Source organism: Pedobacter frigoris (assembly GCF_032678645.1).
Taxonomy (GTDB): Bacteria; Bacteroidota; Bacteroidia; order Sphingobacteriales; family Sphingobacteriaceae; genus Pedobacter; species Pedobacter frigoris_A.
This window is the reverse complement of sequence record NZ_JAVTSP010000002.1, coordinates 624,191-650,419: the sequence shown is the minus strand read 5'-3', so window position 1 is coordinate 650,419 and position 26,229 is coordinate 624,191. Positions and strand designations below refer to the sequence as shown.

The following is a 26,229-nucleotide window of genomic DNA, read 5'->3' as shown; positions in this document are numbered from 1 at the left end:
TATGGTTATCGTTTACCTACGTTTATAATATCTGCAAATACACCTGCGGCTGTAACTTCTGAACCCGCACCAGGACCTTTCACTACCAATGGGCGGTCTTTGTACCTGTTTGTGGTAAAGGAAATAATATTGTCGCTTCCTGACAAGGTAAAGAACGGATGATCCTCTCCCACCATTTGCAAATTGATAGAAACCTTACCATCTTCCATTTTACCGATATAACGAAGCACTTTATTGTCTTTAGCAGCCTCTTCCTTTAATCCTTCAAAGTATGCCGAATTATTCTTCAGCTCCTTATAAAAATCAGCAACGGACGTAGCTGCCATGCATGAGGCTGGCAACATATTCTGGAGATCAATATCCTTTTCTTCTAAAGCATAACCTGCATCACGTGCAAGGATCAACATTTTTCGCATAAAGTCCTTACCATTCAAATCATCCCTCGGATCGGGTTCAGTATATCCTTTATCCTGTGCCTCTTTTACCACTTCATGGAAAAGCACACCATTTTTATAATTATTGAAGATGTAAGAAATTGTTCCAGAAAGGATCGCTTCAATGCGTGCTACTTTATCCCCGCTCAGCATTAAATCCCTTAGCGTACGGATAATCGGCAATCCGGCACCAACATTCGTTTCGTAGAAAAAGTCGACACCATAAGTTCTGGCGGCTTGTTTAAATGCTGCATATTGCTCATAGTCGGCCGAATTACCCAATTTATTACAAGTCACCACAGATATGCTGGATTGCAGGATATCCAGGTAAAACTCAATAGGGTTATGACTGGCGGTATTGTCTACAAACACGCAGTTAGGCAGGTTCATAGATTTCATTTTCTTTACAAATTCCGGCAGGCTTGCTTTTGTTTCCTGTTCATTCAACTCTGCTTCCCAATTGTCAAGTTCTATCCCATTCGGGTTCAGGTACATTTTTCGGGTATTGCTGATGCCCATAACCTTAACCTGCAAATCATTATTATCCGCAAGGAAAGGCATCTGATCCTGCAATTGCTTGAATAATGTTTTACCGATATTTCCTGTTCCCAAACAAAAGATATGCAGCGTCTTTTTAAGGTCGGCATAAAAAGCATCATGAACTGCGTTTACAGCTTTGGAAAGATCTGTTTTAGAGATGATCACTGAAATATTATATTCCGAAGAACCTTGAGCAATTGCCCTTACATTGACACCATTTCTGCCAAGGGCACTAAACAGCTTACCTGACATTCCCGGCGTGCGCTTCATGTTCTCACCAACTATTGCAAGCACTGAAAGGCCGTTTTCCACTTCAGGATATTCCAATTTTCTGGCCTGAAGTTCCAATTCAAATTCTTTATTGATCAGCGACAATGCCTTTAAAGAATCAGAGGGTTTTACGGCAAAAGTAATGCTATGTTCTGATGAAGATTGGGTGATCAAAACTACATTTACCTGCTCACGTGAAAGCAAAGAGAATAATCTTCCGGCGAAGCCAGCTTTACCAACCATTCCGCTGCCTGACAGGTTCAGTATGCTGATCTCGTCTATTGAGGAGATACCCTTGATCGGCAAGTTGGAAGGGCTGATGCCATGTTTGATGTAAGTACCGGCAAAATCAACATTGAATGTATTTTTAATTACAATAGGGATTTTCTTTAGGAAAGCAGGGATCATGGTTGGTGGATAGATCACCTTAGCCCCAAAATAAGAAAGTTCCATTGCTTCAGTATAACTCAGTTCGGGCAGGGAAAATGCTTTTTTAACAATACGCGGGTCGGCAGTTAGCATACCATCAACATCAGTCCATATCTGGATTTCAGCAGCATTTAATGCAGATCCCCATATTGCGGCAGTATAATCACTTCCGCCACGGCCAAGAGTGGTTACCCTGCCTTCGTCGTTGCTGGCAATAAAACCAGTTACAAAAAGCAATTGCTCTTGGTTGGCCTCATAAAAATCATTGATCAACATTTCTGTGATATAGGTATTTACTTTCGCCTGTCCGAAATTGCTGTCTGTCTTAATTAGCTCAGATCCATCTACATATAGTGCATCTGCAAATTGCTGTTTCGCAATGTGACTGATCATCACGGTTGAGCAACGCTCACCGTAGCTTAAGATCAGATCTTTAGTTTGTGTACTGAGTTCCTTCAGATTGTGCACTGATTGCAAAATATCTTCCAGCTCATTAAAGTAAATTTTCAATTTGGTGAGCACAGGATTCTGAGCCCCGGCAGGAAGTAAAGACCTGATTACTTTAAAGTGTTTTTCTTCTACTGATTTCAAAGCATCACTGTAATCTCTCAGGCTTCTTGCGCTTTCTGCCATATCAAGTAAAGTATTCGTCACCCCGCTCATAGCCGATAAAACCACAATAGGGTTTTCTTTCACTCTTTCCTGTTTAAGTATATTCAGTAAAGCACTTATGCTTTCGACTGATCCTACTGAGGTACCTCCAAATTTTAAAATATTCATAGTCTGCGGTTAAAAAAAAAGCGCCTTCCTGATTAGAGGAAGGCGCTTTTTGTGGTTTTATATTTTTTCAATCAAGCCACTAGCTTACCTTCCTCCGAGTAATCCCGGTGGTGGTAATAATGGTAATAATTGATGAATTGTTATACATTGTATTTTTTACACTAACTGTGCTATGATGTAAAGTAAAGTTATATTTTTCTAATTAGCAAGAGATTATAAAAATATTTAATTGGATTATGAATTCTTACCTTTACGGCATTATATGCAAGGATTAGTAATAAAATCAACAGGAAGCTGGTATCAGGTACATGCCGAAGATGGCATAGACTATGATTGCAGGATCAAGGGAAAGTTCAGAATTCAGGGAATTCAAACCACAAATCCTATTGCTGTTGGCGATCAGGTAGACTTTGAACTCGAACCAAATTCAGACAAGGGCGTCATCAATAAACTGCATGAACGTAAAAATTACATCATCCGCAAATCAATTAACCTATCTAAGCAGGCGCAGATCATTGCGGCAAATATGGATCAGGCATTTCTTGTGGTTACACTGGCATCACCAAGAACTTCCTTAGGTTTTATAGATCGTTTCTTAGCTACGGCAGAAGCCTACGATATACCCGCTGTTCTAATATTTAACAAACTCGATCTGTTTCATGAAGAAGGTCTGGCTATTTTAGATGAGTACAAAAGCATTTATGAGAATATAGGTTATCCGTGCTATTCAGTATCAGCCCTGGAGGGAACAAATATCCCATTGATTGAAAGTTTGCTGAAAGATAAAACAACGTTATTTTCCGGACATTCGGGAGTAGGAAAATCCAGTCTGATCAATGCATTGCTTCCGGGCAGGGATATCAAGACGGGTGAAATATCTGAATCCAGCGATAAAGGACAGCATACTACCACCTTTGCAGAAATGCATACTTTGCCTTTTGGAGGATACCTGATAGATACTCCGGGTATCCGCGAACTGGGTATCTTCGACATCAGACCAGAAGAGCTGGGCCATTATTTCAGAGAAATGAGGGCACTTATGAACCAGTGCAGGTTTAACAACTGCAGGCATGTTAATGAACCCGGCTGCGCAGTGATCAAAGGTGTAGAAGAAGGTGAAATAGAGCTGAGCAGGTATGAGAGTTACCTGAGTATCTATAACGGTAACGAGACGAGGGCTTAGAAAGTGTTTTATGAGAGCAGTAATCCAAAGAGTCATTTCAGCAAGTTGTACAGTTGAGGATACCGTAACAGGATCTATTGATACGGGATTTATGGTGTTGCTGGGTATCGAAGATGCAGACACACAGGAGGACTTAGAATGGCTGGCACAGAAGATTGCTGCCATGCGTGTATTTGGTGATGAAAATGGGCTAATGAATAAGTCACTGGCCGACATTGAAGGAAATATCCTGCTGATCAGTCAGTTTACACTCTTTGCATCCACTAAAAAGGGAAACAGGCCGGGCTTCACAAGAGCCGCCAGACCGGATCATGCCATACCTTTATATGAAAGTATGGTCAAAAGGCTTTCAGCTCTGCTTAACAAACAGATACAAACCGGGATATTTGGTGCTGACATGAAGATCAGCCTGGTAAATGATGGTCCGGTCACCATTACCATCGATACTAAGAATAAGGAATAGGCTGCAAGCAAGCGATGATATTCCTGAGCTGATGAGTGTGTCTTTTTGTATGCACGTCAATAAATATCAATAACTCCAATCTTGTTAAGGTTCCAAATCCGGGAAATTCAAAGGCTGTACAAGTCAGGGATAAATCATTAGATTCCGCAAAATCAGTCAGCTGCTTTGTCCGGCAATTCAGTCCGTGCAAAAGTTCTGCTTTATCAATAACCCCTCTGTATGGCAGGATGGATACCGGCGATTGAAACTTCATTTCAAAATTCAGAAACAACTCCTGAATCCCCTGTACCTTTTGGTCAATTGGCCTGCTTGTTGGAACCACATTTTCCTTTAATATATCAATGAGTTCATAAGACTGGAACAAGTGATCCCCTACTTGCGCAGCCGTCCAGCTCCCCTCAAACGGCACCTCATTTAGTTGCTGCTGGTCCAGATCCGAAAGAATTTGTATCAGTTCTTCAAATGACGTTTTCAATGATTTAATGTTTTCAGTCTCCATGGTGATTTAAATTTCATAAAACCTGCATTGGTTGATGTAGTTGTAAAGTTATAGGATCAGTCCCAAACCGGACTTGTATGAATACGACAATTTAGGGGGTAAATAGCGACTCATATCAGTATATTTGAAATCAGGATTTAACATATGACTCTAAAAGAAGCACAGGAAACCGTAGATCAATGGATTACCACCACAGGCATCCGTTATTTTAATGAACTTACCAATACCGCAATTTTAATGGAGGAAGTTGGAGAGGTAGCGAGGATCATGTCCAGGAAATATGGTGAACAATCCTTTAAAAAAAGTGACGAAGCTGTAGATCTTGGAAACGAAATGGCTGATGTGCTTTTTGTATTGATATGCCTGGCCAATCAGACCGGAATAGACCTGACCACTGCAATGGAAAAGAATCTGCAGAAAAAAAGCATCCGTGATGCAGACAGACACAGGAACAATGAAAAGCTGCAATAATTATTCAGCTTTTAAACACTGAACAGGATCTATGTTTGCTGCCTTTACAGCCTGCATGGATACAGTCAGCAAAGAAATAATTAAGGCCAGCAAACCGGCACCGGCAAAGTACCATAGTTGCAGATCTATTCTGTAGGCAAAAGAATCCAACCAGTATTTCGTCATGATATAACTCAGGGGCAATGCGATCAGTATTGCAATGATGACTGGTTTGGTAAAATCCTTAGATAAAATATAAACTACACTAAACTGACTCGCTCCCAGCACTTTTCTGATGCCAATTTCTTTCAATCTTCTTTCTGCGGTAAATGTAGCGAGACCAAACAAGCCAAGGCAAGAGATGAGAATTGCGAGCACAGCAAAGTATCTTGACAATACCCCTACCTTATTTTCAGCAGCATATAAGGCTTGAAAATCATGATCCAGAAACTTGAAGTCAAAATTAAATCCAGGGTTATAGGTGGCATTGAATCTTTTCAGTTCAGTTATTACTTCTTTTACTTTTCCAGTGCTCACTTTTACCATAATTCTATTGGTACCTTCGGGGATATATCTTAAGAACATTGGCTTCACAGGCTCGTGCATCGATTCGAAATGAAAGTCTTTAATTACTCCGATGATCTGAAGTTCTTTACCCCAAAGATTGAACACCTTACCCACCGGGTCTTTTAAGCGCATCACTTTTATCCCTGCCTGGTTGATGATGATCTTTGAAGTATCTGAACCAAACTGACTTGAAAAACTACGTCCGGCTGCCATCTCTATCCCCAAAGTTTCTATCAGCCCGGTATTGACATTAGCACGTTGGAACTTAATGACCTCTTTAGGGTCTCTCCCTTCCCAGCTAAAGTCACCAAAAGTATAGCTCAGATCCCCCAGCAATTCCCTGTCGATACTTGACGCATTTAAAACACCTGGTATTTCCCTGATGCCTTTCAATGCAAAATCCACATTGTTTTTAAATTTACCCTCGGCCTCAAAATACAGCACATTGTCCTTTTTATATCCTTGATTTTTGGTCTGTATATATTCTATTTGCTGATATATTACGAATACCGCCACAATTAGCACTACCGAAAGTGTAAACTGAAAAACCACCAGACCCTGCCGGGTCCACAAAGCACCAACAGTTAGGCTTAGTTTACCTTTTAATGCAGCAGATGGCTTAAGTCCCGACAAATACAGTGCAGGGTAACTTCCCGATACCAGCCCGGTAAAAACACCTATCGCCAACAAAGAGATAACGAGCATCCAGCTGAAATGCAGAGAAAGCTGCTTGCCCACAATAACGTTGAATTGGGGAAGCAAAAGCTCTACCACCAACAGCGAAATGAACAATGCAATAAAAGTAAGCATTAAGGATTCGGCCATATATTGCATTATCAGTGAGCTTCTTGGCGCACCCAATACCTTCTTCACCCCCACCTCTTTTAACCTTCTGGATGCTTTGGCCGTAGAAAGGTTCATAAAATTGATGCAGGCAATGGCCAGGATAAAGATGGCGATCAGAGAAAATAGTTTTACATAATCTGCACGACCACCCGCCACTACTCCATTTTCAAACCGACTGTATAAATAACCATCTGCAAAAGGCCTGACAAATAGCGTATGCGTAGTCTGCCCTTTAGTTTTTAAAAAGCCATTGATCTTTTTGTTGAAACGCTGAACATCAGTCCCTTTTTTAAGTATCACAAAAGTATTGGGACCATAATTACCCCATTTTTTATAGTTGGTAGCTACATTAAAAAAAACATCAATGGAAGAAAGGAAATCAAACTGATCTGATGAACTCGCCGGAATATCCTTAAAAACACCAGATATGAGCACATGATTCTCAGTTTTTATATCTGGATTGCTCCATGTAAGCTCTTTACCGATTACATCCGTCGTGCGAAATAGCTTCATCGCCAGTTTTTCAGAAACAACAATGGAATTCTTTCCACTAAGCACCTGGTCTGCATCACCTTTAAGCAAGGAGAATGAGAACATTTTGAAAAAATCAGGACTGGCAAATTTACCTGAAGCATTGATGGCTGGCTTCCCTTCCGTCGAGATTTTACTTTTGGCCAGCCAGTAAGTAGGCGATGCGGTTACTGCCATCTCCACCTCTGGCATTTCTTTCTCCATTGCTTCGCCCAGAATACCCGGTGTACCATCTACTGTATTTACGCCCTCTGTGATGTGTTCATTTTCCATCACCTGATAGAGCTGTTTGCTGTGAAAGCCGTCCATTTGTATTTCATCATTTACCCACAAGTAAATTAGCAATGCACAGGAAAGACCTGCCGAAAGACCAATCAGGTTGATAAAAAAAGAGCTCTTATACCGTTTAAAATTTCTATAGATCAGCAGCAGATGATGTTTAAACATGATGGTAGTTATTTACCTGCGGTAGGTTCAATCGCTGTGCCATTGGCAAAATGCACAATACAACTTCTAAAATAGGCATTTGCAGTCAAAGATGTACGGATCTGAACAGTACAATGTGCGAATTCGAACATCTTGTCTATTTCGTATAAAATTTACCGGTTTATTACGAGATTTGCAGACATCAACTCAACAGCAAATGCCAGAACTACTCTTACTGTGTTTCATGATTATTCCCCAGCTTGTCGCAGGAATATTGGCAAAAAGCCAGGGCAGAAACTTTTGGTTCTGGTTTTTCATTTCTTTCCTGATGCCAATCATATCTTTAATAGTTCTGCTGTTTTTAAAAGATAAAAATACGGAAAAAGAAGAAGGAACGGGTTATGAACTCGCCGAGCATGTAAGAAACAGGAAAGTTTTGTAGGCAGGATCTGTGTTCCCATTCATCAAATTCAGAACTATTTAGGACAAATTCAGAACTTCGTTAGGCAGCTTATATTTAAATTGGGCTTATCAAACCTATTTATAAACCCTAAATCTAAAAGTATGAACCTATACCCATTTCGCTGCTCATTAGCCCTAATGGCCATGGTTGGAGCTGTTATTTCCTGTTCCAAACAAACTACTGATCCTATGGAGATGACTTCATTGCCCGGCGATACTGTATTGAATGTAAATTACGAAAGCGGTACGCTCAGTTCGGGAGTTACGGGCATAAGTAGCACTCATGCCAGTGCTGTCGACGCCAACTATATGGTGCAGCCAGGTGCCAAAGGCAGTTATGCAATAGCCCATAAAGTAGTATATGGAGATACCGCTTATTATTCTGATGGCGCTTACAGGAGCGAATCAGATGCCGTGGCTTTACCCGCTGCCCGTTTTGCTCCCGGAGACGAACGTCGTTATGAATTTAGTGTATTGCTGAAAGACTGGACTCCCTGGCTGAGTGGTGCAATTCATGAAACTAATATATTCCAGTTAAAAGTATCGGGTAATTCGACCACCGGATCCGGCGTCCCGCTTCAGGTGCGTGTTGCAAGAAATGCATTGCGTTTGAGGTATGCAGACAATATAAGGGTGTATAATTTCCTTGCAGATGTACGTCCTTATATAAACCAATGGATACATTTCAGGATAGATGCCAAATGGACGCTTGATGCCACAGGCTACATCAGAACCTACATGAAACTGCCGGGACATAGCTTTACAATAGTGGACGAGAAAACCAATTATGCCACTTTTGCCGGCAACCCCGCTGTAGGGAATATAGGCTATATTAAATGGGGTATTTACGGAATTCAGGAAGGCCTGACACGGATTGCCTATCATGATGATATCCGGATTATCCGGCTCAATTAAAAGTATTTTTTTAAAAAAAGCTGTTTAAAAGGCGGAGCAGCATCTTCATTGCCATTATGCCACCGTCGACTTATCCATGTACAAAGTCGTGCTCAAAGCTTTGCCATCGTTTGGAAAGTTTTTTTTCACCACTAAACGAAAAGAGATTTGACTGTTGAGAAAAAATATTAAATTGCATTAACAATTAACGATCACGATGCAAAATGTTTCCATTTTTTCTCCTCATATTGATGGCGCATTATTCCAGTTATTGGTAGCCAGTGTTAAAGAATATGCCATTTTCATGATTGATACCCAGGGATATATCCTCACGTGGAACGACGGAGCCGCCAGGATCAAGGGCTATCAGGGTAAAGATGTCATTGGCAAACACATTTCAATTTTCTATACTCCTGATGATATCCTAAATAATGAACCACAGCACAACCTTAATCTTGCGTTGCAAAACGGCACTTATGAAAGTGAAGGCTGGCGTATAAGACGTAATGGTTCACTTTTCTGGGCCAACATTGTTTTTACGCCCGTATATCATGATGAACAGCATATCGGATTTGCAAAAATGACCCGCGACCAGACTGAGCGCAAGATCGTTGAAGATCAGCGTGAGGCAATGCATCTTGAACTTGAACGCCGGGTTAAAGAACAGACCAGCAAGATCGTCGCCAATGAACTTCGCTTTCGAAAATTGATTGAGCATAGCCATGACGGCATTAGCCTGCTGGATAGAAATTTCAATGTGTTTTTTAGGAGTCTATCGGCGACACGCATCAGCGGTTGGAGCAATGAACAACTAAATAGTAATATACGTAGACTTATACATCCGGATGACGAAGCACTGGTAGATAATACATTTAATAAAGTACTTCAGAACCCCGTTAAGCCGATCGAGATCACTTATCGATCTCTTCATCATGATGGTCACTATATTTGGCTGGAATGCGTATTCACCAACATGCTTGCAGATGAACATATCAATGCAATCGTCTGCAATTTCCGTGATGTCAGCAGTCGGGTAGCGTCTGAAAGTGAGATTTTAAGTCAGAACGCTGTATTGCGTGAAATATCATGGATTAGTTCGCATGAAATAAGACGACCTGTGGCTTCGATCTTAGGATTAATGAACCTAATTAAACAAACTTCAGATTCAAAAGAAAAGGACGAGTTTATTCAAATGATAGAAAAATGCACGCAGGAACTAGATGGGGTCATACACCTCATCAATGATAAGATCAAAGACCTTTATTAGTAGTAAAACGTTCTTTTTCTAAGTTTTGGTTGGGTTTACCCCACATTCATTGGCTAAACACCTCTTTAGCCAGCTAAACTCTGATCAAAACCTAACCTAATCTCAACCAAACAAAGAAGCGGTATTCTTAATTATCGTATTATTTCTTTAATTTAATGGCAAATATCATTTACCATGAAGTTCTTCCTGCTTTTATTCAGTTTGTTGTTAATTAGACCAGCCTTTGCACAGCAAGACAGCACCACCCAAACTAACACTACTGAATCCCCATTTGTAAAAAAAGTAAAAAAAATAGGCGCTGATGGAGAAGTTGAAAGCCGGAAAAAGTTCAAGGAAGAACAGGATGCCAGAAAACAAATCGCCGCTCTTGAATCCATAAGGAAACTAAATCATCAAGCTAAACTTCTGCTAAAAAAAGCTGTAGATACCAATAGTTTAAATCAGTTCCTGCAACAGACAAAAAAATTGCTGGAACTGATAAAAGAAGGGATTTGGATTAACCAGGGTAGTAATCAGACCCAAAGAAATCTGGCCGTATCATCTGCTCTACTCGTAGAACTCTCTTCCAGACTAGATAAAAGGAAGCAGCTTCTGGATGATTACTGTACAAAATTGACCGTGGCAAAATTTAAAACCGACTCTCTTTTAACTGACCCTTCGTTATTTGCTTTCCCTGATGATTCTGCAGCACTGGTAAAATTTATTAAGCGGATGTATGTGACGGACAAAGAAATGTCTCCGGTAGATACTGTGCTTGAAAAAACAGTGGGTAACCTGGAAGAGTTACAATTGAAAACCAATATACTTGCTTTTGAACTTAAGGCTGTCCAGGAAGACATCGAGATTTACAGTGCCAAACTATCTGCAAACAGATTTAAGCGTGAATTTCCAAACCTGTGGGATAAACCAACGCAGTCCCGCCCCATCAAACAGATATTGGAGTTTTCTTTAGCAAAAGAAAGTATAATGCTTCAGTTTTACCTCGAAAACCACCAATTTACACTGCTCATACTAGTTGCCATCATCTTGTGTTCCTGGTATTTTTTAAGGTCGCTAAAACACCAGTTGCGCGAAGAGAAGCTGTTGAATGATGATTATATGGATCAACTGGTGATCCGCCATCCACTACTATCTGCGACACTAATCAGCATATCTATCTTCCAGTTTATGTTCCCGTCGGCTCCGTTTATATTTAGTTTGGGTCTCTGGATCATTTCAGCCATTTGTCTTTGGATCATTTTTAAGGGCCATATCACTGTTTATTGGCAGAGGTTCTGGACAGTGATTATCTTATTCTTCCTGGTCGCCAGCATAGACAATATGGTACTCCAGGCGTCTAGGATAGAACGTTACATCATGTTCATCCTTTCATTAAGTGGCGCCATTTATACCGCGTTTATATTAAACTCTGCTCACAGATTTGACCTGCGGGAAAAAAAGATAAAATATGCCATTATTTTCCTGCTGATATTGCAGGCATCCGCCGTGCTGTTCAACTTATTTGGCCGTTTTAACATTTCCAAAACGCTATTGATAAGCGGATATGTAGGCGTACTAACTGCCATTCTCTTTTTATGGGTGATCAGATTAATTAATCAGGGACTTACATTGGCTTTCAAAGCATATAAACAGCCCACTCCGAAACTCTTCTATGTAAATTTTGATCGAGTAGGCGAAAATGCGCCATGGCCTTTGTATTTGATATTCATTATTGGATGGATCACATTGGTAGCCCGAAATTTTTACAGTTTCAGAAAGCTGTCCGGGCCATTTATTGATTTTCTAACTTCCGATAGGACGATAGGAAGCTACAGTTTCTCTATCATGGGGTTATTGGTCTTCGTGATCATAATCATCAGTTCCTTTATTCTCTCCAGACTCGTTTCATACTTTGCTTCAGAACCAGACCTCTTGCATCAGGGTGCTGATAAACGAAAAAAGACTGGATTAGGGAGCTGGCTGCTGATTATAAGAATATTTATCATTTCATTAGGGCTTTTCTTTGCCTTTGCCGCTGCCGGCATCCCGATGGACAAATTTGCGATTATACTTGGGGCATTGGGCGTAGGTGTTGGCTTAGGTTTACAGGGCCTTGTAAACAATTTAATCAGCGGATTGATCATATCATTTGAAAGGCCGGTAAATGTTGGGGATACGATTGAAGTCAATGGAAAAATTGCCACCATGAAATCGATAGGTTTCAGAAGCAGTATTGTCTCAAGCTCTGATGGTCCTAATGTTATTATTCCAAATGGCGAGTTGCTGAGTCAGCAACTGATCAACTACAGCATGGGAAAAAACATTAAAAGATGCAGCCTGGTAATTGGTATTGCTTATGACAGCGATCTGGAGCATGTAAAAGCCCAGCTTAAACTAATTTTAGAGGAAGACCAAAGGATACTTCAATACCCGCCTCCTGATGCTTTCTTTAAAGAATTTGGGAACTCTGCAATTGAGATAGAGGTGATTTACTGGGCCAGAAATATTAAGGAATACCTTTCGTTGAGGAGTGATGTGATCGCGCAGATCAACGCGGTATTTAAAGCTGAGGGTATCAACATTCCTTTTCCTCAGCAAGATGTTTATATTAAAAGCATACCGGATACCGGAGAGCACAAAAAAAGCAGTATGTAAACTGGCCGTCATCCCGAGGAACCGAGGGATCTCTTGGTTATGCTATTTAAGAGATCTCTCACGATGTTCGAGATGACGACCGGTCAGAATGACGAGTGTATTAAAGCGCGCCTTTAATCCTTGCTGCTGCCTCTGCAAGTTCTTCCTGAGTCGGGTTCAGCTTCTCTTTACTGAAGTTCATATCACTCACGTTATTCATAGGAATCAGGTGAATGTGCACATGTGGCACCTCAAGCCCGATCACTGCAACTCCAACTTTTTTACATGGAAAAGCTTCTTTTAAACCAGTTGCCACAATTTTAGCAAATAGTGTCAACCCGAAATAACTTTCTTCATCCATATCAAAGATGTAATCAATCTCCTTTTTAGGAATAACGAGTACATGGCCCATTACCAATGGGTTTACATCAAGAAAGGCCAAAAACTCAGAAGTCTCAGCTACGACATGTGCCGGGATTTCACCGCTTACTATTTTTGAAAAGATACTTGACATAATTTTTTGGATTTATCTGCTGATCTCTAATATTTCGAATTCAATTTTTCCGGCGGGAACCTGAATTTCAGTTTTATCACCCACAGACTTACCTAGTAAACCTTGCGCAATTGGTGATTTCACAGAAATCTTTCCTGTCTTTAAATCAGCCTCTGATTCTGCTACTAATTGGTAAGACATTGTAGCGCCGTTTTTAATGTTTTTGATCTTTACGATCGAAAGCGCAAGCACCTTGGTAAGGTCAAGCTTCGATTCATCTATCAATCTGGCGGTAGATAGTGTATTTTCCATCTTGGAAATTTTGGCTTCATGTAAGCCTTGTGCTTCCTTTGCAGCATCGTACTCTGCATTCTCAGAAAGATCACCCTTATCTCTTGCTTCGGCTATCGCTTTAGATATTTGTTGCCTTCCGGTAGTTTTTAAATACTGCAGTTCTTCTTTCAGTTTATCTAAACCATCTTGGGTATAATAGGTCACCTCTGTCATAGCTCATTAATTTTTTATTAGTTAGTCTAAAAAACAAACAAGACTATATCGGTTATTAACCTACATAGTCTTGCTTCAATTGTAACGAAGATAATGTGGTATTACCATAAAACCAAATTATTCAATTAAAATGATCTGGTTATGTTGATTATACCGTTAGGAAAGCCTTTTTAGCTTTTCTGCCAGTACTTCGGATATTTTTCTGTAGGAATCAAATGTCCAGCCCCCTACATGTGGGGTTAGTATTACTTTACCTGATTGAATGAGTTCATTGTACCAATCCTGTTGTGCCAATGCCGGGAATTTTTCTGTTTGTAATACATCCAGCCCTGCTCCCAGGATTGTATTTTGATGGATGGCTTTTAAAACTGCTTTTGTATCCACCACCTCTCCCCTTGCTGTGTTGATGAAAAAGATGGGTTTCCGGAAATGAAAAAAGTATTCTTCATTGACCATTTGCCTGGTTTCAGCAGTCAGAGGAATGTGAAGACTCAATACATCACTGTGCTTTACGATCTCTTCCATGCTCACCTCTCTCGCATACTGGTCAGAGAACCCCGTTTTATATTTATCATAGGCAATCACATTCACCTCAAAGCCGGAAAGTTTCCTGGCAAAGCGCTGACCCATATGACCGTAGCCAATAATTCCGACAGTCTTACCTTTTAGTTCATACCCCCTGCTACCTTCTCTATCCCATATGCCATTTCTGATTTCTATGTCTCCCTTGCGAAAATTGTTCATCAGGGAAAGCAGCATCCCAATAGCATGTTCACCTACTGCATCGCTATTTCCTTCGGGTGCATTTAATAGATGAATCCCTTTTTTAACAGCATAAACTTCATCAATATTGTCAAGCCCGGCACCTGCCCTGGCAACAAATTTTAGATTTGCCGCCAATTCCAACAATTCCTGATCAATCAAAAATTTTGTACGCACAGCAATACCTTCATAATTTTTTATAACGGATAAGGTCTCTGCTCTTGTAATTAATGGCATATCATCAACTCCATACCCCATTTGAATGGCTGCTTCTTTAAAAGCAGGATGAAGATCATCAACAATAAGTATTTTTCCTTTGTTCATTTTATTTGGAAAGTTGTGTTAGATGCTCGGTCAATGCAATAAAGTCCTGAACGGTCAGTTGTTCAGCTCTTTTATCAAAAAAGATATGATCGTCCATTTTATCTTTAGGAACTATTCCTGAAAGGGCATTCCTAAGTGTTTTTCTTCTTTGATTGAATCCTGCCTTTACGGTACGCCAGAACAGTTTTTCATCACACGGCAATGTCTCTACACCGTTTCTGCTCAATCTGATGACCCCTGAGTTTACTTTAGGCGGTGGATTAAACGTTCCCGGCTTTACCGTAAACAGGTATTCTATATCATAGTAGGCTTGTATCAGTACACTTAAAATGCCATAATCCTTGGTGCCTGCTTTGGAAGCGCAGCGTTCGGCCACTTCTTTCTGAAACATGCCCACCATTTCCACTACATTTATCCTGTTTTCAAGCACTTTGAAAAGGATTTGAGATGAGATGTTGTAAGGAAAATTACCTATGATCGCATATTTTTCAGGAAAAATTGAAGACAGGTCTAGGGCCAGGAAGTCACCATTAATGAGCCTGTTTCCCAACTGAGGATATTTTTCCTGTAGAAAATGATAAGATTCCACATCTATATCTATCAGATAAGTTTCCAGGTCCTGACGCTCCAGTAATATATCGGAAAGAATGCCCATCCCCGGACCAACCTCAAGTACCTGTTTGTACTGATCAGTGTGTACCAGGCCGTTTACAATCTTTGCTGCAATTTTTTTATCAGTTAAAAAATGTTGCCCTAAATGCTTTTTTGCCTTTACCAAACTCATGTTTTCTTTTTGTTATTATTATAAGCAAGACGGTCGTAAATGTACGTTCGTCATCCTGAATTTATTTCAGGATCCCGTTTGAGAAGGCTAAAATAGCATCTGCGGGATCCTGAAACAAATTCAGGATGACGGCGAGACAAGTAAATCTTGTCAGAATCTGCTAAACTTCCCTTCCTCTCACTCCGTGCAAAATAAGTAAAGTTTTACCGTAAGGGGTCTACATTATGGCGAAATTCTGTAATTTGCGCTAAATTTTTATTTGAAGATGAGCAACAAAATTAAAATTGGCATAAGCATAGGTGATGTAAACGGGATCGGATTAGAAGTTATTTTGAAGACCTTGTCGGAAACCAAAATATTTGACTACTGTACTCCGATAGTTTACGGACATACCAAAGTTGCCTCATATCACCGGAAAGCACTAGGGATTAGCGATTTTGCATTCAATGTAATCAACAGTCCTGATGCAGCGAATCCAAAAAAAGCAAACCTGATCAACTGCTGGGAAGAAGATGTAAAAATCGAACTTGGTGTTTCTAATGAAATTGGAGGCAAGTACGCCTTATTGTCGCTGGAAAAAGCAACGGAAGATCTGGTAAATGGTCATATCGATGCACTCGTAACAGCTCCAATTAATAAACACAACATTCAATCAGATACTTTCAAATTTCCCGGACACACAGAATATCTTCAGGAAAAAAGCAAAAGCAACGATGTGCTTATGTTTCTGCTGAGCGACGATATCCGTGTGGGTGTAGTGACCGGACACATTCCGGTGGGTGATGTACCGAAAAGCATTACTAAAGAGAAAATTGTAAAGAAATTGCAGTTGATGAATGAAAGTCTGAAAAAGGACTTTTGGATTGAAAAACCAAAAATTGCCGTTTTAGGCCTGAACCCACACGCAGGAGACAATGGACTGCTGGGAAAAGAAGAGGAAACCATCATCAGTCCTGCTATCCAGGAAGCGTTTGACAAGGGAATTATTTGTTTCGGACCATTTCCTGCTGATGGTTTCTTCGGAAAAGGAAGCTACAAACAATTTGATGCTGTATTGGCCATGTACCATGACCAGGGACTTGTTCCTTTTAAAACAATTGCTTTTGGCTCTGGCGTTAACTATAGTGCCGGACTGAGCTTTGTACGCACTTCACCAGATCACGGAACAGGATATGATATTGCAGGAAAGAACATTGCCGATCCTTCTTCTTTTATAGAAGCGATTTTTACAGCAATACATATTGTAAAAAACAGAAGGGAACAGGAAGATCTACTCAGAAATCAACTGAGAAGCGGGGGCAAGCTGGTAGAGACTGCATTTGACTTAAAGGACGACGCAAATTAGGATAAAAAAGAATTTGCACGCAATTAAAATAATCCATACATTTGCGGGCTAAAATTTTGTTACAATTGAAACCATTAAAACAATTTTCAATCCCATTTACAGGCTTAAAAATTGGCAAACATCAGTTTGACTTTGAGATTGATAACAGCTTTTTTGATGCTTTTGAGTACTCTTTAGTTAAAAAAGGAAACTTAAAGGCAGAAGTTGAATTAGACAAACAGGAAACCATGCTAATCCTGCAGTTCCACATTAAAGGGACAATAGTATTGGATTGTGATAAATGTTTGGCAGAATTTAACTCGCCGATTGAGATACAGGAAAGGCAGATTGTAAAGTTTGCTGAAGATGAATTGGAAAGTGATGATCTGGAGATCATTACCTTAAGTAAAAAAGAAAGTGAGATCGATATCTCAGGATTGATTTACGAATTCATTACGGTATCTGTTCCTTATATTAAAATATGTGAGGAAAACGGTGAATCTGGTCAGCAATGCGACCAGGAAATGATAGCGAGACTGGAAAGTCTTTCATCAGGAACGCAAAGAGAAGAAGAAAAACAACAAAATGACGACCCACGTTGGGCAGCATTAAAAAAATTAAAATAAAATAATTAAATAAATCAGCAATGGCACATCCAAAACGCAAGATTTCTAAGAGTAGAAGAGATAAAAGAAGAACTCACTATAAAGCAGAAGCTCCTTCTTTAGCTACTTGTCAAACAACAGGTGCAATCCATACACCACACCGCGCTTACAACGTTGATGGTAATTTATACTACAACGGCAAATTGGTTATTGAAAGCACATCAATAGGTTAATTTTCTGAAAAATAGTTTGTGTTTTAAGTCTTTGAAAGTTTAACTTTAGAGATTGGAAACAAAGGCAATTTTGCCTTCTACACAAACTGATTTTTTACTATGAAAATAGGTCTCGATATAATGGGCGGAGACTATGCTCCTAAAGCAAATGTTTTAGGAGCAATAGCTGCCCATCCATTGTTATCTCCGGATGAGCAAATCGTACTCATTGGTGATACTCAGCAGATTAAGCCCCTAATATCAGAAAACGGATTCGATCCGGATCTCTTTGAGTATGTTCATACTGAAGAGGTGATTGGTATGGGTGAACATCCCACTAAGGCTATTCTTCAAAAGCCCAATTCAAGTATTGCTGTAGGCTTCAATTTACTGAAAGAAGGTAAATTGGATTCATTTGCAAGTGCCGGAAACTCTGGCGCAATGCTTGTTGGCGCTGTGTTTAGTGTAAAAACTATTCCCGGGATCATTAGGCCTTGCCTTACAACTTTTCTTCCTAAACTTTCAGGTGGCGTTGGTCTGATGCTCGATGTTGGTGCCAATGCAGATTGCAAACCGGATGTCCTGCTTCAGTTTGGGGTATTGGGCAGTTTATATGCAGAATATGTCATGCAGATCAACAATCCCAAAGTAGCTTTAATGAACATTGGCGAAGAGGATGAAAAGGGCAACATGCTTAGTCTGGCTACTTTTCCTTTAATGAAAGATACCAATCTTTTCAACTTCGTGGGAAATGTTGAAGGCCGGGACCTGTTTAATGAAAAAGCTGATGTAATTGTTTGTGATGGCTTTACAGGCAATGTGATGCTTAAACTTGCAGAATCATTTTACGTATTGACTTTAAAAAGGGGGTTGAAAGACGAGTTCTTTGACCGCTTTAACTATGAAAACTATGGCGGAAGTCCGGTTCTTGGTGTAAATGCACCAGTCGTGATTGGCCATGGAATATCTAGCCCCACTGCTGTAAAGAATATGATCTTACAGTCGAGGGATATGATTACTACTGGCTTGGTAGGTAAAATACAGGCTGCATTTAATAATTAATAGATAAGATGAGTAAAATTCACGCTGCGATTACGGCTGTTAATGGCTACGTTCCCGAGTATATACTTACCAATAAGGAACTGGAGTCAATTGTAGACACTACGGATGAATGGATAACCTCCAGAACCGGCATAAAAGAGCGAAGAATATTAAAAGGTGAAGGATTAGGCACATCAGACATGGCTGTTCATGCCGTGAATGGATTACTTGAGAAGCGCGGAATTACAGCAGAAGAAATCGAATTGATTATCTTTTGTACAACCACTCCAGATCTCCCCTTCCCCGCATCAGCAAATATACTGGCCGACAAAATCGGCGCAAAAAATGCCTGGGGCTATGACCTTCAGGCTGCATGCTCAGGATTTATTTACGGACTTTCCACTGGAGCTCAGTTTATTGAATCCGGGAAACATAAAAAAGTACTTGTAGTTGGCGGTGATAAAATGTCATCGATCATTAACTATGAAGACAGAACTACCTGCATCATCTTTGGTGATGGATGTGGCGCAGTCTTATTGGAGCCAAATGAGGAAGGACTAGGGGTGATGGACTCTATCCTGAGAAGTGATGGCGCAGGCCGACAATTTTTACATCAGAAAGCAGGCGGATCGGCAAGACCAGCTTCGCACGAAACTGTTGATGCCAACGAACATGTAGTTTACCAGGAAGGTCAGGCTGTATTTAAATTTGCCGTGACCAACATGGCAGATGTAGCTGCAGAGATCATGGAACGCAACCAATTGACATCTGACGATGTAAAATGGCTGGTGCCCCATCAGGCAAACAAACGAATCATCGATGCCACTGCGTCAAGAATGGGTGTCGGCTCTGAAAAAGTAATGATCAACATTCAACGTTATGGTAATACAACTAACGGCACAATTCCTCTATGTTTATGGGAATGGGAAAGTCAGTTGAAAAAAGGAGATAACATTATACTTGCTGCATTTGGCGGAGGGTTTACGTGGGGCTCTGTATACTTAAAATGGGCTTATTAAGCTTTTATAATAATTAATCATAACTTAGTTAATTCTAAAAACACATTGTTTTCATAAAATAACACCAAAAAATGGATATCAAACAAATTCAGGAACTTATTAAATTTGTTTCTCGTTCTGGCGTAAATGAAGTCGCTATTGAGCAGCAAGACTTCAAGATAACTATTAAAACAAATCAAACTCCGGCAACAACAGTAGTCACCATGGCTCCCCCTGTTCCTGCTGCAGTTCAGGCTGCTATACCTGCTGCGCCTGCCGCGGAAGTGAAACCGGTAGCTGCAGTTGACGATACTTCAAAATACATTACCATTAAATCTCCAATGATCGGTACATTCTACCGTTCTGCAGGACCGGATAAAGCATCATTTGTAAATGTTGGTGATGAAGTTTCTACCGGTAAAGTAGTTTGTATCATTGAAGCAATGAAGCTGTTCAATGAAATTGAAAGTGAAGTCTCAGGTAAAATTGTAAAAGTCCTTGTTGACAATGCATCACCTGTAGAATACGATCAGCCTTTATTTTTAGTAGAACCAATTTAATATTTGCTTAAAGCAAATAACACTATATCAAATATATGTTTAAGAAAATATTAATTGCCAACAGGGGCGAAATCGCTTTGCGTATCATCCGTACCTGTAAGGAAATGGGCATTAAAACAGTAGCGGTATATTCGACTGCGGACCGCGAAAGTCTGCACGTTCGCTTTGCCGATGAGGCTGTATGTATTGGCCCTCCGCCAAGTAAAGACTCTTACCTGAGCATCCCAAACATCATCTCAGCTGCGGAATTAACAAATGCTGATGCAATTCACCCTGGTTATGGCTTCTTATCTGAGAATGCAAAATTCTCTTCTGTTTGCCGTGATTATGGAATTAAATTTATCGGGGCCACTCCTGAGCAAATTAATTCTATGGGAGATAAAGCTTCTGCTAAAGAAACGATGAAGAACGCTGGTGTTCCGACTATTCCTGGTTCCCAAGGCTTGTTGGAAAGTGTGAAAGAAGGCATTGTATTGGCCAATGAGATGGGCTACCCTGTAATTTTGAAAGCTACTGCCGGTGGTGGTGGACGTGGAATGCGCGTGGTTTGGAAAGATGAAGATTTTGAAAATGCATGGGACAGCGCAAGACAGGAATCTGGTGCAGCATTCGGAAACGACGGATTGTATCTTGAAAAATATATAGAGGATCCACGTCATATTGAAATCCAGATCATTGGAGATCAATATGGTAAAGCATGCCATTTATCTGAACGTGATTGTTCAATACAGCGCCGTCACCAGAAACTGGTTGAAGAAGCGCCATCTCCTTTCATGACTCCGGAACTAAGAGAAAGAATGGGTGATGCTGCTATCAAAGGAGCAATTGCTGTACAATATGAAGGCGCGGGTACTATCGAGTTCCTGGTAGACAAACACCGCAACTTCTATTTCATGGAAATGAATACCCGAATTCAGGTAGAACATCCGGTAACGGAGGAAGTAATCAACTACGATCTGATCAAAGAACAAATTAAAGTGGCTTCCGGAGTTCCGATCTCAGGTAAAAATTATATGCCTGATATGCATGCGATTGAATGCAGGATCAATGCTGAAGATCCATTCAATAACTTCAGACCATGTCCGGGTAAAATCACCAACTTCCACTCTCCGGGTGGTCATGGTGTAAGGGTTGATACGCATGTTTATGCAGGCTATCAGATCCCATCCAATTATGATTCTATGATTGCTAAGCTAATCTGCGTTGCGCAAACACGTGAAGAGGCAATCAGCACAATGGAAAGAGCCCTGAGCGAATTCGTAATCGAAGGTGTAAAAACTACGATACCTTTCCACTTAAAATTGATGAAAGATCCTAACTTTAGAGCAGGTAATTTTACCACGAAGTTTATGGAAACCTTCGAATTTTCAGAATAGAATTAAATCTATTTATAAGATTTAACGTAAATACCATTCTGAATAAAACAAGAATGGTATTTTTGTTTACAAATAACTTACATGAGTGATACTAAGAAAAAAGGCCTGTTAAGTGCTATTAAAGAAAAAGGAAAAACATTAGAAGCTGAAATGTCTTTCTTCGACCACATCGATGTGTTGAGGAAACATCTGTTAAGAGGTCTTTTAGTTGTCGTCATATTTACCGGAGGTGCTTTCTGGTTCTCGGATTTTATATTTCATGATGTGATCATGGGCCCAAAAAATCCAGATTTCTGGACTTACAGAATGATGTGTAAGCTTACTGCTGCATTTCCAAATCTGATCAGTTCTGATTTTTGCATCACGCATATAGATGCAAAGATCATCAATACGGAGATGGCAGGGCAATTTACACTGCAGATCAACTCATGTGTGATGGTTGGCATCATTCTGGGTATTCCCTATCTTTTATTTGAATTATGGCTTTTCATCAAGCCAGCATTGCATGACAAAGAACGTAAATCTGCAAGTGGATTCGTATTCTTCGCATCTACATTGTTCTTTATCGGACTAATGTTTGGCTATTTTATCATCTGTCCGCTGTCTGTTAACTTTCTGACCAATTATACCGTTAGTTCTGATATTGAAAACACATTTACCATCACATCGTATCTTTCTTCAATATCAACACTGACCATAGGCTCCGGAGTTATCTTTCAATTGCCTGTGGTGGTCTACATCCTCTCCAAAATTGGGGTGATGACTCCGGCATTCATGCGTAAAAGCAGAAGATATGCAATTGTCGTTATTCTCATTATTGCGGCAATCGTAACCCCTACCCCAGACATCATTACCATGCTGGTTGTAGCCTTCCCGCTATTTTTACTTTATGAGGGAAGTATCTTTATATCAGCCAATATTGAGAAAAAAAGGAACAAGGAACTTTACGGTGTAAGTAAAGTAAATGCCTAACAAAAAATTTACGTTTAGTAGTTATTATTCTATATATTTTTGAAAATGTCAACAGATAAAAAAATTAAAATTGCCATTGGTGCAGATCACGCTGGTTTTGAATACAAGGAGTTGTTAAAATCTTACCTTTCTGATTATGAGGTGAAAGATTTCGGAACTCATTCTCTGGCATCTGTTGATTATCCGGACTTTGCTCACCCTGTAGCATCAGCTGTAGAAAGCACTGAATACACATTCGGCATATTGGTTTGCGGAAGTGCAAATGGCGTTGCGATAACAGCAAATAAACACCAGGGTATCCGTGCAGCGATCTGCTGGCTGGATGAAATCGCTGCACTTGCAAGACAGCACAACAATGCCAATGTTTTATGCATTCCTGCAAGGTTTGTTTCAGAGGAACTTGCACAACAGATGGCTACTACTTTCATCAACACCGAATTTGAAGGTGGCAGACATGCAGGAAGAGTTGGAAAAATATCATGCTAAAATCTAGAGAAATGATAAAAAAGCACTTTTTACACACCGTACTTACCCTGCTTCTTATGGGCTGTACGGCGGTAGCACAAAATAAAGACGCGGTAAAATTTAGTGAGACCATTACAAAAGACAATGCCTTCAAGCATTTATCAGTATTGGCATCTGATGAATATGAGGGTAGAGAAACGGGTAAAAAAGGCGGATGGATGGCTGCTGACTACATTAGAAACCACTTTAAAAGCGTCGGTCTTAAAGGACCTGTAAATGGTGATTATTTTCAGTCGATTGATATGGTTACTTATGGTCTGTCACAGATCTTAACTGTAGACGGACAGCCTGGAGAGCCCCTGAAAGATTTTTACAACATGCCGCAGTCTGTTTCTGCGAAAGGCTTTTCTTTCAACACGAATGACGTCTTGTTCGTAGGTTATGGCCTTACAAAAGAAGGTTATAACGATTACGAAGGTCAAAACGTGGCAGGAAAAGTTGTATTACTTTTCAAAGCCGGCGATCCCAAAGGAGAAAGCACATCAGGAACTACATCAAGAAATGCAAGTTCGGCTTTCAATGCTAAAGTTAAATACCTGACTGAACAAAAAGCCCTGGCTGTTTTGGCAATCGACCCCGCAATGGATAATATGCCTGACAACTTGAAAGGTTATCTGCTTTCCGAGCAAATGGTCATGAAGACTAAAGAGAATATGGATCGCTTAAACACTCCACAAGGTCTTGCAGTCATCACTATTGGAACTACCCTGGCCAACAAAATTCTTTCCGCCGGAAATACTAACATTGATGCCCTTAAAAAGAACATCTCTGAAACAGGTAAACCTGCCAGTCAGAACTTGAAAATCAGCATTTCTGCATCAGCAAATAAGGTAGAAAAAAAGGTAAGGGCTGAAAATGTGCTTGGATTTCTTGAGGGTTCTGACCCTAAATTGAAAAATGAAGTTCTGGTAATCACTGGTCATTACGACCACATCGGAATCACTCCAAATGCTAAAGGTGACGACAAAATAAACAACGGAGCTGACGATGATGGTTCAGGAACTACAGGAGTTCTAATGGTCGCAGAGGCATTTGCAAAAGCTAAGAAGGCAGGTAAAGGTCCTAAAAGAAGTATCTTATTCATGACCGTTACCGGTGAAGAAAAAGGTCTCTTAGGCTCTGAATGGTATTCTGAACATCCTATTTTCCCATTAGAAAATACGATTACGAACTTAAATATTGACATGATTGGCCGTGGTGATAAAGACCATGCCACTGACAATAACTTCGTTTACATCATAGGATCAGATATGCTGAGTACTGATCTTGATAAGATCGGCAAAAAAGCAAATAAAGATTATGTAAATATTACTCTGGATGAAAGGTATAACAACCGTACCGATCCTAATCAATTCTATTACCGTTCTGATCATTACAACTTTGCAAAACATGGTATCCCTGTGATCTTCTATTTCAATGGGGTTCACGAAGATTACCACCAGCCGAGTGATGAGATTAGTAAGATCGACTTCCCAATGCTAGCGAAAAGAGCCAAACTTGTTTACTTTACAGCATGGGAACTGGCTAATGGGCTCAAAAGACCCCGCGTAGATAAAAACGAAGACGGAACTCCTAAAAACTAAATAGAAAATATCTATTAAGCCTGCCTCCTTAAACGGCAGGCTTTTTTATGCTCAGTATTTTGTAATGTTTTTATTTCTGTTGAATACTTCCTTAGTTTTCTCTAAGTTTGAGCATGACTAAGATTGCTGAAGAATTTTTGGTAAAGGCGGATGAGAAAGCTTTCGATTTAGGCCATCGCAAAACCATCAACCACAACATTGGAAAGTACAATGTTGCCGTGGAACGTGGTTTGTCCAAGTTTGAGAATTTAGAAAATTCCAAAAAGAAAGCCCATGCCATCAAGTGGCGTGTAATGGAGAACCTGGATAAATACCTACCTGAATTCGAATCTAACTTTCAGCGCAGAGGCGGAAAGGTGATCTGGGCTAATGATGTAAATGAGGCCCAAAAAGAGATCCTCAACATCATCAACAGAGTTGGAGGCAAAACAGTCATTAAATCAAAATCAATGACTACGGAAGAAATTCATCTAAATGAATTTCTGGAAAAAAATGGCGTTGAATCCCTGGAAAGTGATCTGGGAGAATACATCGTTCAGCTCCTGGGCCAGCACCCCTACCATATTGTGACCCCCGCAATGCACCTTAGCAAAGAGGAAATTGCACAGCTATTTCATGAAAAATTTGGAACGCCAATAGATTTTACCCCTGAACAACTAACGCAAAAAGCACGTGAACTGTTAAGAGAGAAATACCTGAATGCTGACGTCGGAATAAGCGGTGGTAATTTTTTAATTGCAGATACCGGTAGCATTGCACTAACTGAAAATGAAGGAAATGCCAGATTGTGTACCACATTTCCCAAAATACATATCGCTATAGTAGGTATTGAGAAAATTATTCCATCTATGGCAGATCTTGATTTATTTTGGCCACTACTGGCCAGCCACGGCACTGGACAGAACTTAACGGTATACAATACCATTTTAAGCGGTCCTAAAAGAGGGGAAGAAACAGATGGTCCTGAAGAAATGTATGTGGTATTGCTCGACAATGGACGTACAAACTTACTCGCTCAAAAGGAACAGCGTCAGGGACTTTATTGTATCAGATGTGGTGCCTGCTTAAATGCCTGCCCTGTCTATAAGAATATTGGCGGACACACCTACAATACTACCTATAGCGGGCCTATTGGGTCGATTATCACACCTCATTTGAAGGGGATGAAAGACTTCAAACACCTGAGTTATGCTTCGAGTTTATGTGGAAAGTGCTCTGAAGTATGCCCTGCTAAAATTGACATCCACAAAATGCTTTTGCTGAACAGGCGTGACGCTGCTGCACAACACGACAATGCCAAGACAGAAGAAATAGGTTGGAAGGTCTGGAAAATCGGTATGCTGAAAAGATCGAGAATGGATTTCCTGGGAGGAAAGATCAAGAATTTCTTCCTCAAAACCCTGTTTAAAAAAATATGGGGCAAATACCGCAATATGCCCGTAATTTCTGCTAAGTCTTTTGCAAAACTTTGGGAAGAAAAGCATAAAGAAGGCAAGACCCCTTAAGGCA

26 protein-coding genes are annotated in these 26,229 nt (G+C 40.3%); 18 read left to right on the top strand and 8 right to left on the bottom strand.

Annotation, left to right across the window (positions count from 1 at the left end; translation table 11 throughout):
* Positions 1-5: 5 nt before the first annotated feature.
* Positions 6-2,453 carry a bifunctional aspartate kinase/homoserine dehydrogenase I gene (gene thrA / locus R2Q78_RS09180; protein WP_316791040.1) on the bottom strand — a complete coding sequence of 816 codons (2,448 nt, stop codon included), beginning with the start codon at positions 2,451-2,453 and terminating at the stop codon, positions 6-8.
* Between the two features lie 262 nt (positions 2,454-2,715).
* On the opposite strand from thrA, the gene rsgA reads away from it, so the two are divergent.
* Together rsgA and dtd are read left to right on the top strand one after the other, a co-directional pair.
* Complete coding sequence (gene rsgA / locus R2Q78_RS09175; protein WP_316791038.1) at positions 2,716-3,636, top strand: ribosome small subunit-dependent GTPase A; 921 nt, start codon at positions 2,716-2,718, stop codon at positions 3,634-3,636.
* Between the two features lie 10 nt (positions 3,637-3,646).
* The gene (gene dtd / locus R2Q78_RS09170) at positions 3,647-4,099 is read left to right on the top strand and encodes a D-aminoacyl-tRNA deacylase (RefSeq protein ID WP_316791036.1); all 453 of its coding nucleotides are present in this window, start codon (positions 3,647-3,649) and stop codon (positions 4,097-4,099) included.
* On the opposite strand, the gene R2Q78_RS09165 is transcribed toward dtd, so the two are convergent.
* Positions 4,083-4,598 carry a DinB family protein gene (locus R2Q78_RS09165; RefSeq protein WP_316791035.1) on the bottom strand — a complete coding sequence of 172 codons (516 nt, stop codon included), beginning with the start codon at positions 4,596-4,598 and terminating at the stop codon, positions 4,083-4,085. The genes dtd and R2Q78_RS09165 overlap by 17 nt on opposite strands.
* A gap of 144 nt (positions 4,599-4,742) precedes the next feature.
* Here R2Q78_RS09165 and R2Q78_RS09160 point away from each other — a divergent pair, with 144 nt between their 5' ends.
* Positions 4,743-5,069, top strand: coding sequence for a nucleotide pyrophosphohydrolase (locus R2Q78_RS09160; RefSeq protein WP_316791033.1), 327 nt, complete (start codon positions 4,743-4,745; stop codon positions 5,067-5,069).
* On the opposite strand, the gene R2Q78_RS09155 is transcribed toward R2Q78_RS09160, so the two are convergent.
* Together R2Q78_RS09155 and R2Q78_RS09150 are read right to left on the bottom strand one after the other, a co-directional pair.
* On the bottom strand, positions 5,070-7,439 hold the full coding sequence (locus tag R2Q78_RS09155) for an ABC transporter permease (RefSeq protein WP_316791031.1): 2,370 nt from the start codon (positions 7,437-7,439) through the stop codon (positions 5,070-5,072).
* Positions 7,440-7,447: 8 nt separating this feature from the next.
* The gene (locus R2Q78_RS09150) at positions 7,448-7,570 is read right to left on the bottom strand and encodes a hypothetical protein (protein WP_316791029.1); all 123 of its coding nucleotides are present in this window, start codon (positions 7,568-7,570) and stop codon (positions 7,448-7,450) included.
* 65 nt (positions 7,571-7,635) lie between these two features.
* On the opposite strand from R2Q78_RS09150, the gene R2Q78_RS09145 reads away from it, so the two are divergent.
* The 4 genes from R2Q78_RS09145 to R2Q78_RS09130 all read left to right on the top strand — a co-directional run bounded on the left by R2Q78_RS09145 (position 7,636) and on the right by R2Q78_RS09130 (position 12,675).
* Positions 7,636-7,860: a hypothetical protein gene (locus tag R2Q78_RS09145; RefSeq protein WP_316791027.1), complete on the top strand. Its 225-nt coding sequence runs from the start codon at positions 7,636-7,638 to the stop codon at positions 7,858-7,860.
* A 122-nt stretch (positions 7,861-7,982) separates the two neighbouring features.
* On the top strand, positions 7,983-8,795 hold the full coding sequence (locus R2Q78_RS09140; RefSeq protein ID WP_316791026.1) for a heparin lyase I family protein: 813 nt from the start codon (positions 7,983-7,985) through the stop codon (positions 8,793-8,795).
* A 196-nt stretch (positions 8,796-8,991) separates the two neighbouring features.
* Entirely contained in the window at positions 8,992-10,041 is a 1,050-nt protein-coding gene (locus tag R2Q78_RS09135) for a PAS domain S-box protein (protein WP_316791024.1), read from the top strand.
* Between the two features lie 174 nt (positions 10,042-10,215).
* A complete protein-coding gene (locus R2Q78_RS09130; protein ID WP_316791022.1) occupies positions 10,216-12,675 on the top strand; it encodes a mechanosensitive ion channel domain-containing protein in 2,460 nt (819 codons plus the stop codon).
* Between the two features lie 100 nt (positions 12,676-12,775).
* On the opposite strand, the gene R2Q78_RS09125 is transcribed toward R2Q78_RS09130, so the two are convergent.
* The 4 genes from R2Q78_RS09125 to rsmA form a co-directional block, all read right to left on the bottom strand.
* Positions 12,776-13,168, bottom strand: a complete 393-nt coding sequence (locus R2Q78_RS09125; RefSeq protein ID WP_316791021.1) for an HIT family protein — start codon at positions 13,166-13,168, stop codon at positions 12,776-12,778.
* 12 nt (positions 13,169-13,180) lie between these two features.
* On the bottom strand, positions 13,181-13,654 hold the full coding sequence (gene greA / locus R2Q78_RS09120) for a transcription elongation factor GreA (RefSeq protein WP_136837174.1): 474 nt from the start codon (positions 13,652-13,654) through the stop codon (positions 13,181-13,183).
* A gap of 156 nt (positions 13,655-13,810) precedes the next feature.
* Positions 13,811-14,740, bottom strand: a complete 930-nt coding sequence (locus R2Q78_RS09115) for a 2-hydroxyacid dehydrogenase (RefSeq protein ID WP_316791019.1) — start codon at positions 14,738-14,740, stop codon at positions 13,811-13,813.
* 1 nt (position 14,741) lies between these two features.
* On the bottom strand, positions 14,742-15,524 hold the full coding sequence (rsmA, locus tag R2Q78_RS09110) for a 16S rRNA (adenine(1518)-N(6)/adenine(1519)-N(6))-dimethyltransferase RsmA (RefSeq protein WP_316791017.1): 783 nt from the start codon (positions 15,522-15,524) through the stop codon (positions 14,742-14,744).
* A 265-nt stretch (positions 15,525-15,789) separates the two neighbouring features.
* On the opposite strand from rsmA, the gene pdxA reads away from it, so the two are divergent.
* The 11 genes from pdxA to R2Q78_RS09055 all read left to right on the top strand — a co-directional run bounded on the left by pdxA (position 15,790) and on the right by R2Q78_RS09055 (position 26,225).
* Complete coding sequence (gene pdxA, locus R2Q78_RS09105) at positions 15,790-16,869, top strand: 4-hydroxythreonine-4-phosphate dehydrogenase PdxA (RefSeq protein ID WP_316791015.1); 1,080 nt, start codon at positions 15,790-15,792, stop codon at positions 16,867-16,869.
* 65 nt (positions 16,870-16,934) lie between these two features.
* On the top strand, positions 16,935-17,474 hold the full coding sequence (locus tag R2Q78_RS09100; protein WP_316791013.1) for a DUF177 domain-containing protein: 540 nt from the start codon (positions 16,935-16,937) through the stop codon (positions 17,472-17,474).
* Positions 17,475-17,494: 20 nt separating this feature from the next.
* Positions 17,495-17,686, top strand: a complete 192-nt coding sequence (gene rpmF / locus R2Q78_RS09095; RefSeq protein WP_136837169.1) for a 50S ribosomal protein L32 — start codon at positions 17,495-17,497, stop codon at positions 17,684-17,686.
* Positions 17,687-17,785: 99 nt separating this feature from the next.
* A complete protein-coding gene (plsX, locus tag R2Q78_RS09090; RefSeq protein WP_316791010.1) occupies positions 17,786-18,727 on the top strand; it encodes a phosphate acyltransferase PlsX in 942 nt (313 codons plus the stop codon).
* An 8-nt stretch (positions 18,728-18,735) separates the two neighbouring features.
* Positions 18,736-19,725 carry a beta-ketoacyl-ACP synthase III gene (locus R2Q78_RS09085; protein ID WP_316791009.1) on the top strand — a complete coding sequence of 330 codons (990 nt, stop codon included), beginning with the start codon at positions 18,736-18,738 and terminating at the stop codon, positions 19,723-19,725.
* A 71-nt stretch (positions 19,726-19,796) separates the two neighbouring features.
* Positions 19,797-20,264, top strand: a complete 468-nt coding sequence (gene accB / locus R2Q78_RS09080; RefSeq protein WP_316791007.1) for an acetyl-CoA carboxylase biotin carboxyl carrier protein — start codon at positions 19,797-19,799, stop codon at positions 20,262-20,264.
* A gap of 35 nt (positions 20,265-20,299) precedes the next feature.
* Positions 20,300-21,640 carry an acetyl-CoA carboxylase biotin carboxylase subunit gene (accC, locus tag R2Q78_RS09075; RefSeq protein ID WP_316791005.1) on the top strand — a complete coding sequence of 447 codons (1,341 nt, stop codon included), beginning with the start codon at positions 20,300-20,302 and terminating at the stop codon, positions 21,638-21,640.
* An 81-nt stretch (positions 21,641-21,721) separates the two neighbouring features.
* On the top strand, positions 21,722-22,612 hold the full coding sequence (gene tatC / locus R2Q78_RS09070) for a twin-arginine translocase subunit TatC (RefSeq protein WP_316791004.1): 891 nt from the start codon (positions 21,722-21,724) through the stop codon (positions 22,610-22,612).
* Between the two features lie 45 nt (positions 22,613-22,657).
* Positions 22,658-23,098 (top strand): ribose 5-phosphate isomerase B, encoded by a 441-nt coding sequence (gene rpiB / locus R2Q78_RS09065; RefSeq protein WP_316791003.1) that lies wholly within the window; start codon positions 22,658-22,660, stop codon positions 23,096-23,098.
* 11 nt (positions 23,099-23,109) lie between these two features.
* The gene (locus R2Q78_RS09060; protein ID WP_316791001.1) at positions 23,110-24,720 is read left to right on the top strand and encodes a M28 family peptidase; all 1,611 of its coding nucleotides are present in this window, start codon (positions 23,110-23,112) and stop codon (positions 24,718-24,720) included.
* A 113-nt stretch (positions 24,721-24,833) separates the two neighbouring features.
* The gene (locus R2Q78_RS09055) at positions 24,834-26,225 is read left to right on the top strand and encodes a LutB/LldF family L-lactate oxidation iron-sulfur protein (RefSeq protein ID WP_316790999.1); all 1,392 of its coding nucleotides are present in this window, start codon (positions 24,834-24,836) and stop codon (positions 26,223-26,225) included.
* Positions 26,226-26,229: the final 4 nt, after the last annotated feature.

What these genes read in the sequence shown, in the direction of transcription:
- tatC (WP_316791004.1), top strand. Translation starts at nt 21,722, where the DNA reads ATGAGTGATACTAAGAAAAAAGGCCTGTTAAGTGCTATTAAAGAAAAA.
- rpiB (WP_316791003.1), top strand. Translation starts at nt 22,658, where the DNA reads ATGTCAACAGATAAAAAAATTAAAATTGCCATTGGTGCAGATCACGCT.
- R2Q78_RS09085 (WP_316791009.1), top strand. Translation starts at nt 18,736, where the DNA reads ATGAGTAAAATTCACGCTGCGATTACGGCTGTTAATGGCTACGTTCCC.
- rpmF (WP_136837169.1), top strand. Translation starts at nt 17,495, where the DNA reads ATGGCACATCCAAAACGCAAGATTTCTAAGAGTAGAAGAGATAAAAGA.
- dtd (WP_316791036.1), top strand. Translation starts at nt 3,647, where the DNA reads ATGAGAGCAGTAATCCAAAGAGTCATTTCAGCAAGTTGTACAGTTGAG.
- rsgA (WP_316791038.1), top strand. Translation starts at nt 2,716, where the DNA reads ATGCAAGGATTAGTAATAAAATCAACAGGAAGCTGGTATCAGGTACAT.
- R2Q78_RS09135 (WP_316791024.1), top strand. Translation starts at nt 8,992, where the DNA reads ATGCAAAATGTTTCCATTTTTTCTCCTCATATTGATGGCGCATTATTC.
- pdxA (WP_316791015.1), top strand. Translation starts at nt 15,790, where the DNA reads ATGAGCAACAAAATTAAAATTGGCATAAGCATAGGTGATGTAAACGGG.
- plsX (WP_316791010.1), top strand. Translation starts at nt 17,786, where the DNA reads ATGAAAATAGGTCTCGATATAATGGGCGGAGACTATGCTCCTAAAGCA.
- greA (WP_136837174.1), bottom strand. Translation starts at nt 13,654, where the DNA reads ATGACAGAGGTGACCTATTATACCCAAGATGGTTTAGATAAACTGAAA.
- R2Q78_RS09150 (WP_316791029.1), bottom strand. Translation starts at nt 7,570, where the DNA reads ATGTTCGAATTCGCACATTGTACTGTTCAGATCCGTACATCTTTGACT.
- accB (WP_316791007.1), top strand. Translation starts at nt 19,797, where the DNA reads ATGGATATCAAACAAATTCAGGAACTTATTAAATTTGTTTCTCGTTCT.
- R2Q78_RS09155 (WP_316791031.1), bottom strand. Translation starts at nt 7,439, where the DNA reads ATGTTTAAACATCATCTGCTGCTGATCTATAGAAATTTTAAACGGTAT.
- R2Q78_RS09115 (WP_316791019.1), bottom strand. Translation starts at nt 14,740, where the DNA reads ATGAACAAAGGAAAAATACTTATTGTTGATGATCTTCATCCTGCTTTT.
- R2Q78_RS09055 (WP_316790999.1), top strand. Translation starts at nt 24,834, where the DNA reads ATGACTAAGATTGCTGAAGAATTTTTGGTAAAGGCGGATGAGAAAGCT.
- accC (WP_316791005.1), top strand. Translation starts at nt 20,300, where the DNA reads ATGTTTAAGAAAATATTAATTGCCAACAGGGGCGAAATCGCTTTGCGT.
- rsmA (WP_316791017.1), bottom strand. Translation starts at nt 15,524, where the DNA reads ATGAGTTTGGTAAAGGCAAAAAAGCATTTAGGGCAACATTTTTTAACT.
- R2Q78_RS09140 (WP_316791026.1), top strand. Translation starts at nt 7,983, where the DNA reads ATGAACCTATACCCATTTCGCTGCTCATTAGCCCTAATGGCCATGGTT.
- R2Q78_RS09145 (WP_316791027.1), top strand. Translation starts at nt 7,636, where the DNA reads ATGCCAGAACTACTCTTACTGTGTTTCATGATTATTCCCCAGCTTGTC.
- R2Q78_RS09165 (WP_316791035.1), bottom strand. Translation starts at nt 4,598, where the DNA reads ATGGAGACTGAAAACATTAAATCATTGAAAACGTCATTTGAAGAACTG.
- R2Q78_RS09160 (WP_316791033.1), top strand. Translation starts at nt 4,743, where the DNA reads ATGACTCTAAAAGAAGCACAGGAAACCGTAGATCAATGGATTACCACC.
- R2Q78_RS09060 (WP_316791001.1), top strand. Translation starts at nt 23,110, where the DNA reads ATGATAAAAAAGCACTTTTTACACACCGTACTTACCCTGCTTCTTATG.
- R2Q78_RS09130 (WP_316791022.1), top strand. Translation starts at nt 10,216, where the DNA reads ATGAAGTTCTTCCTGCTTTTATTCAGTTTGTTGTTAATTAGACCAGCC.
- R2Q78_RS09125 (WP_316791021.1), bottom strand. Translation starts at nt 13,168, where the DNA reads ATGTCAAGTATCTTTTCAAAAATAGTAAGCGGTGAAATCCCGGCACAT.
- thrA (WP_316791040.1), bottom strand. Translation starts at nt 2,453, where the DNA reads ATGAATATTTTAAAATTTGGAGGTACCTCAGTAGGATCAGTCGAAAGC.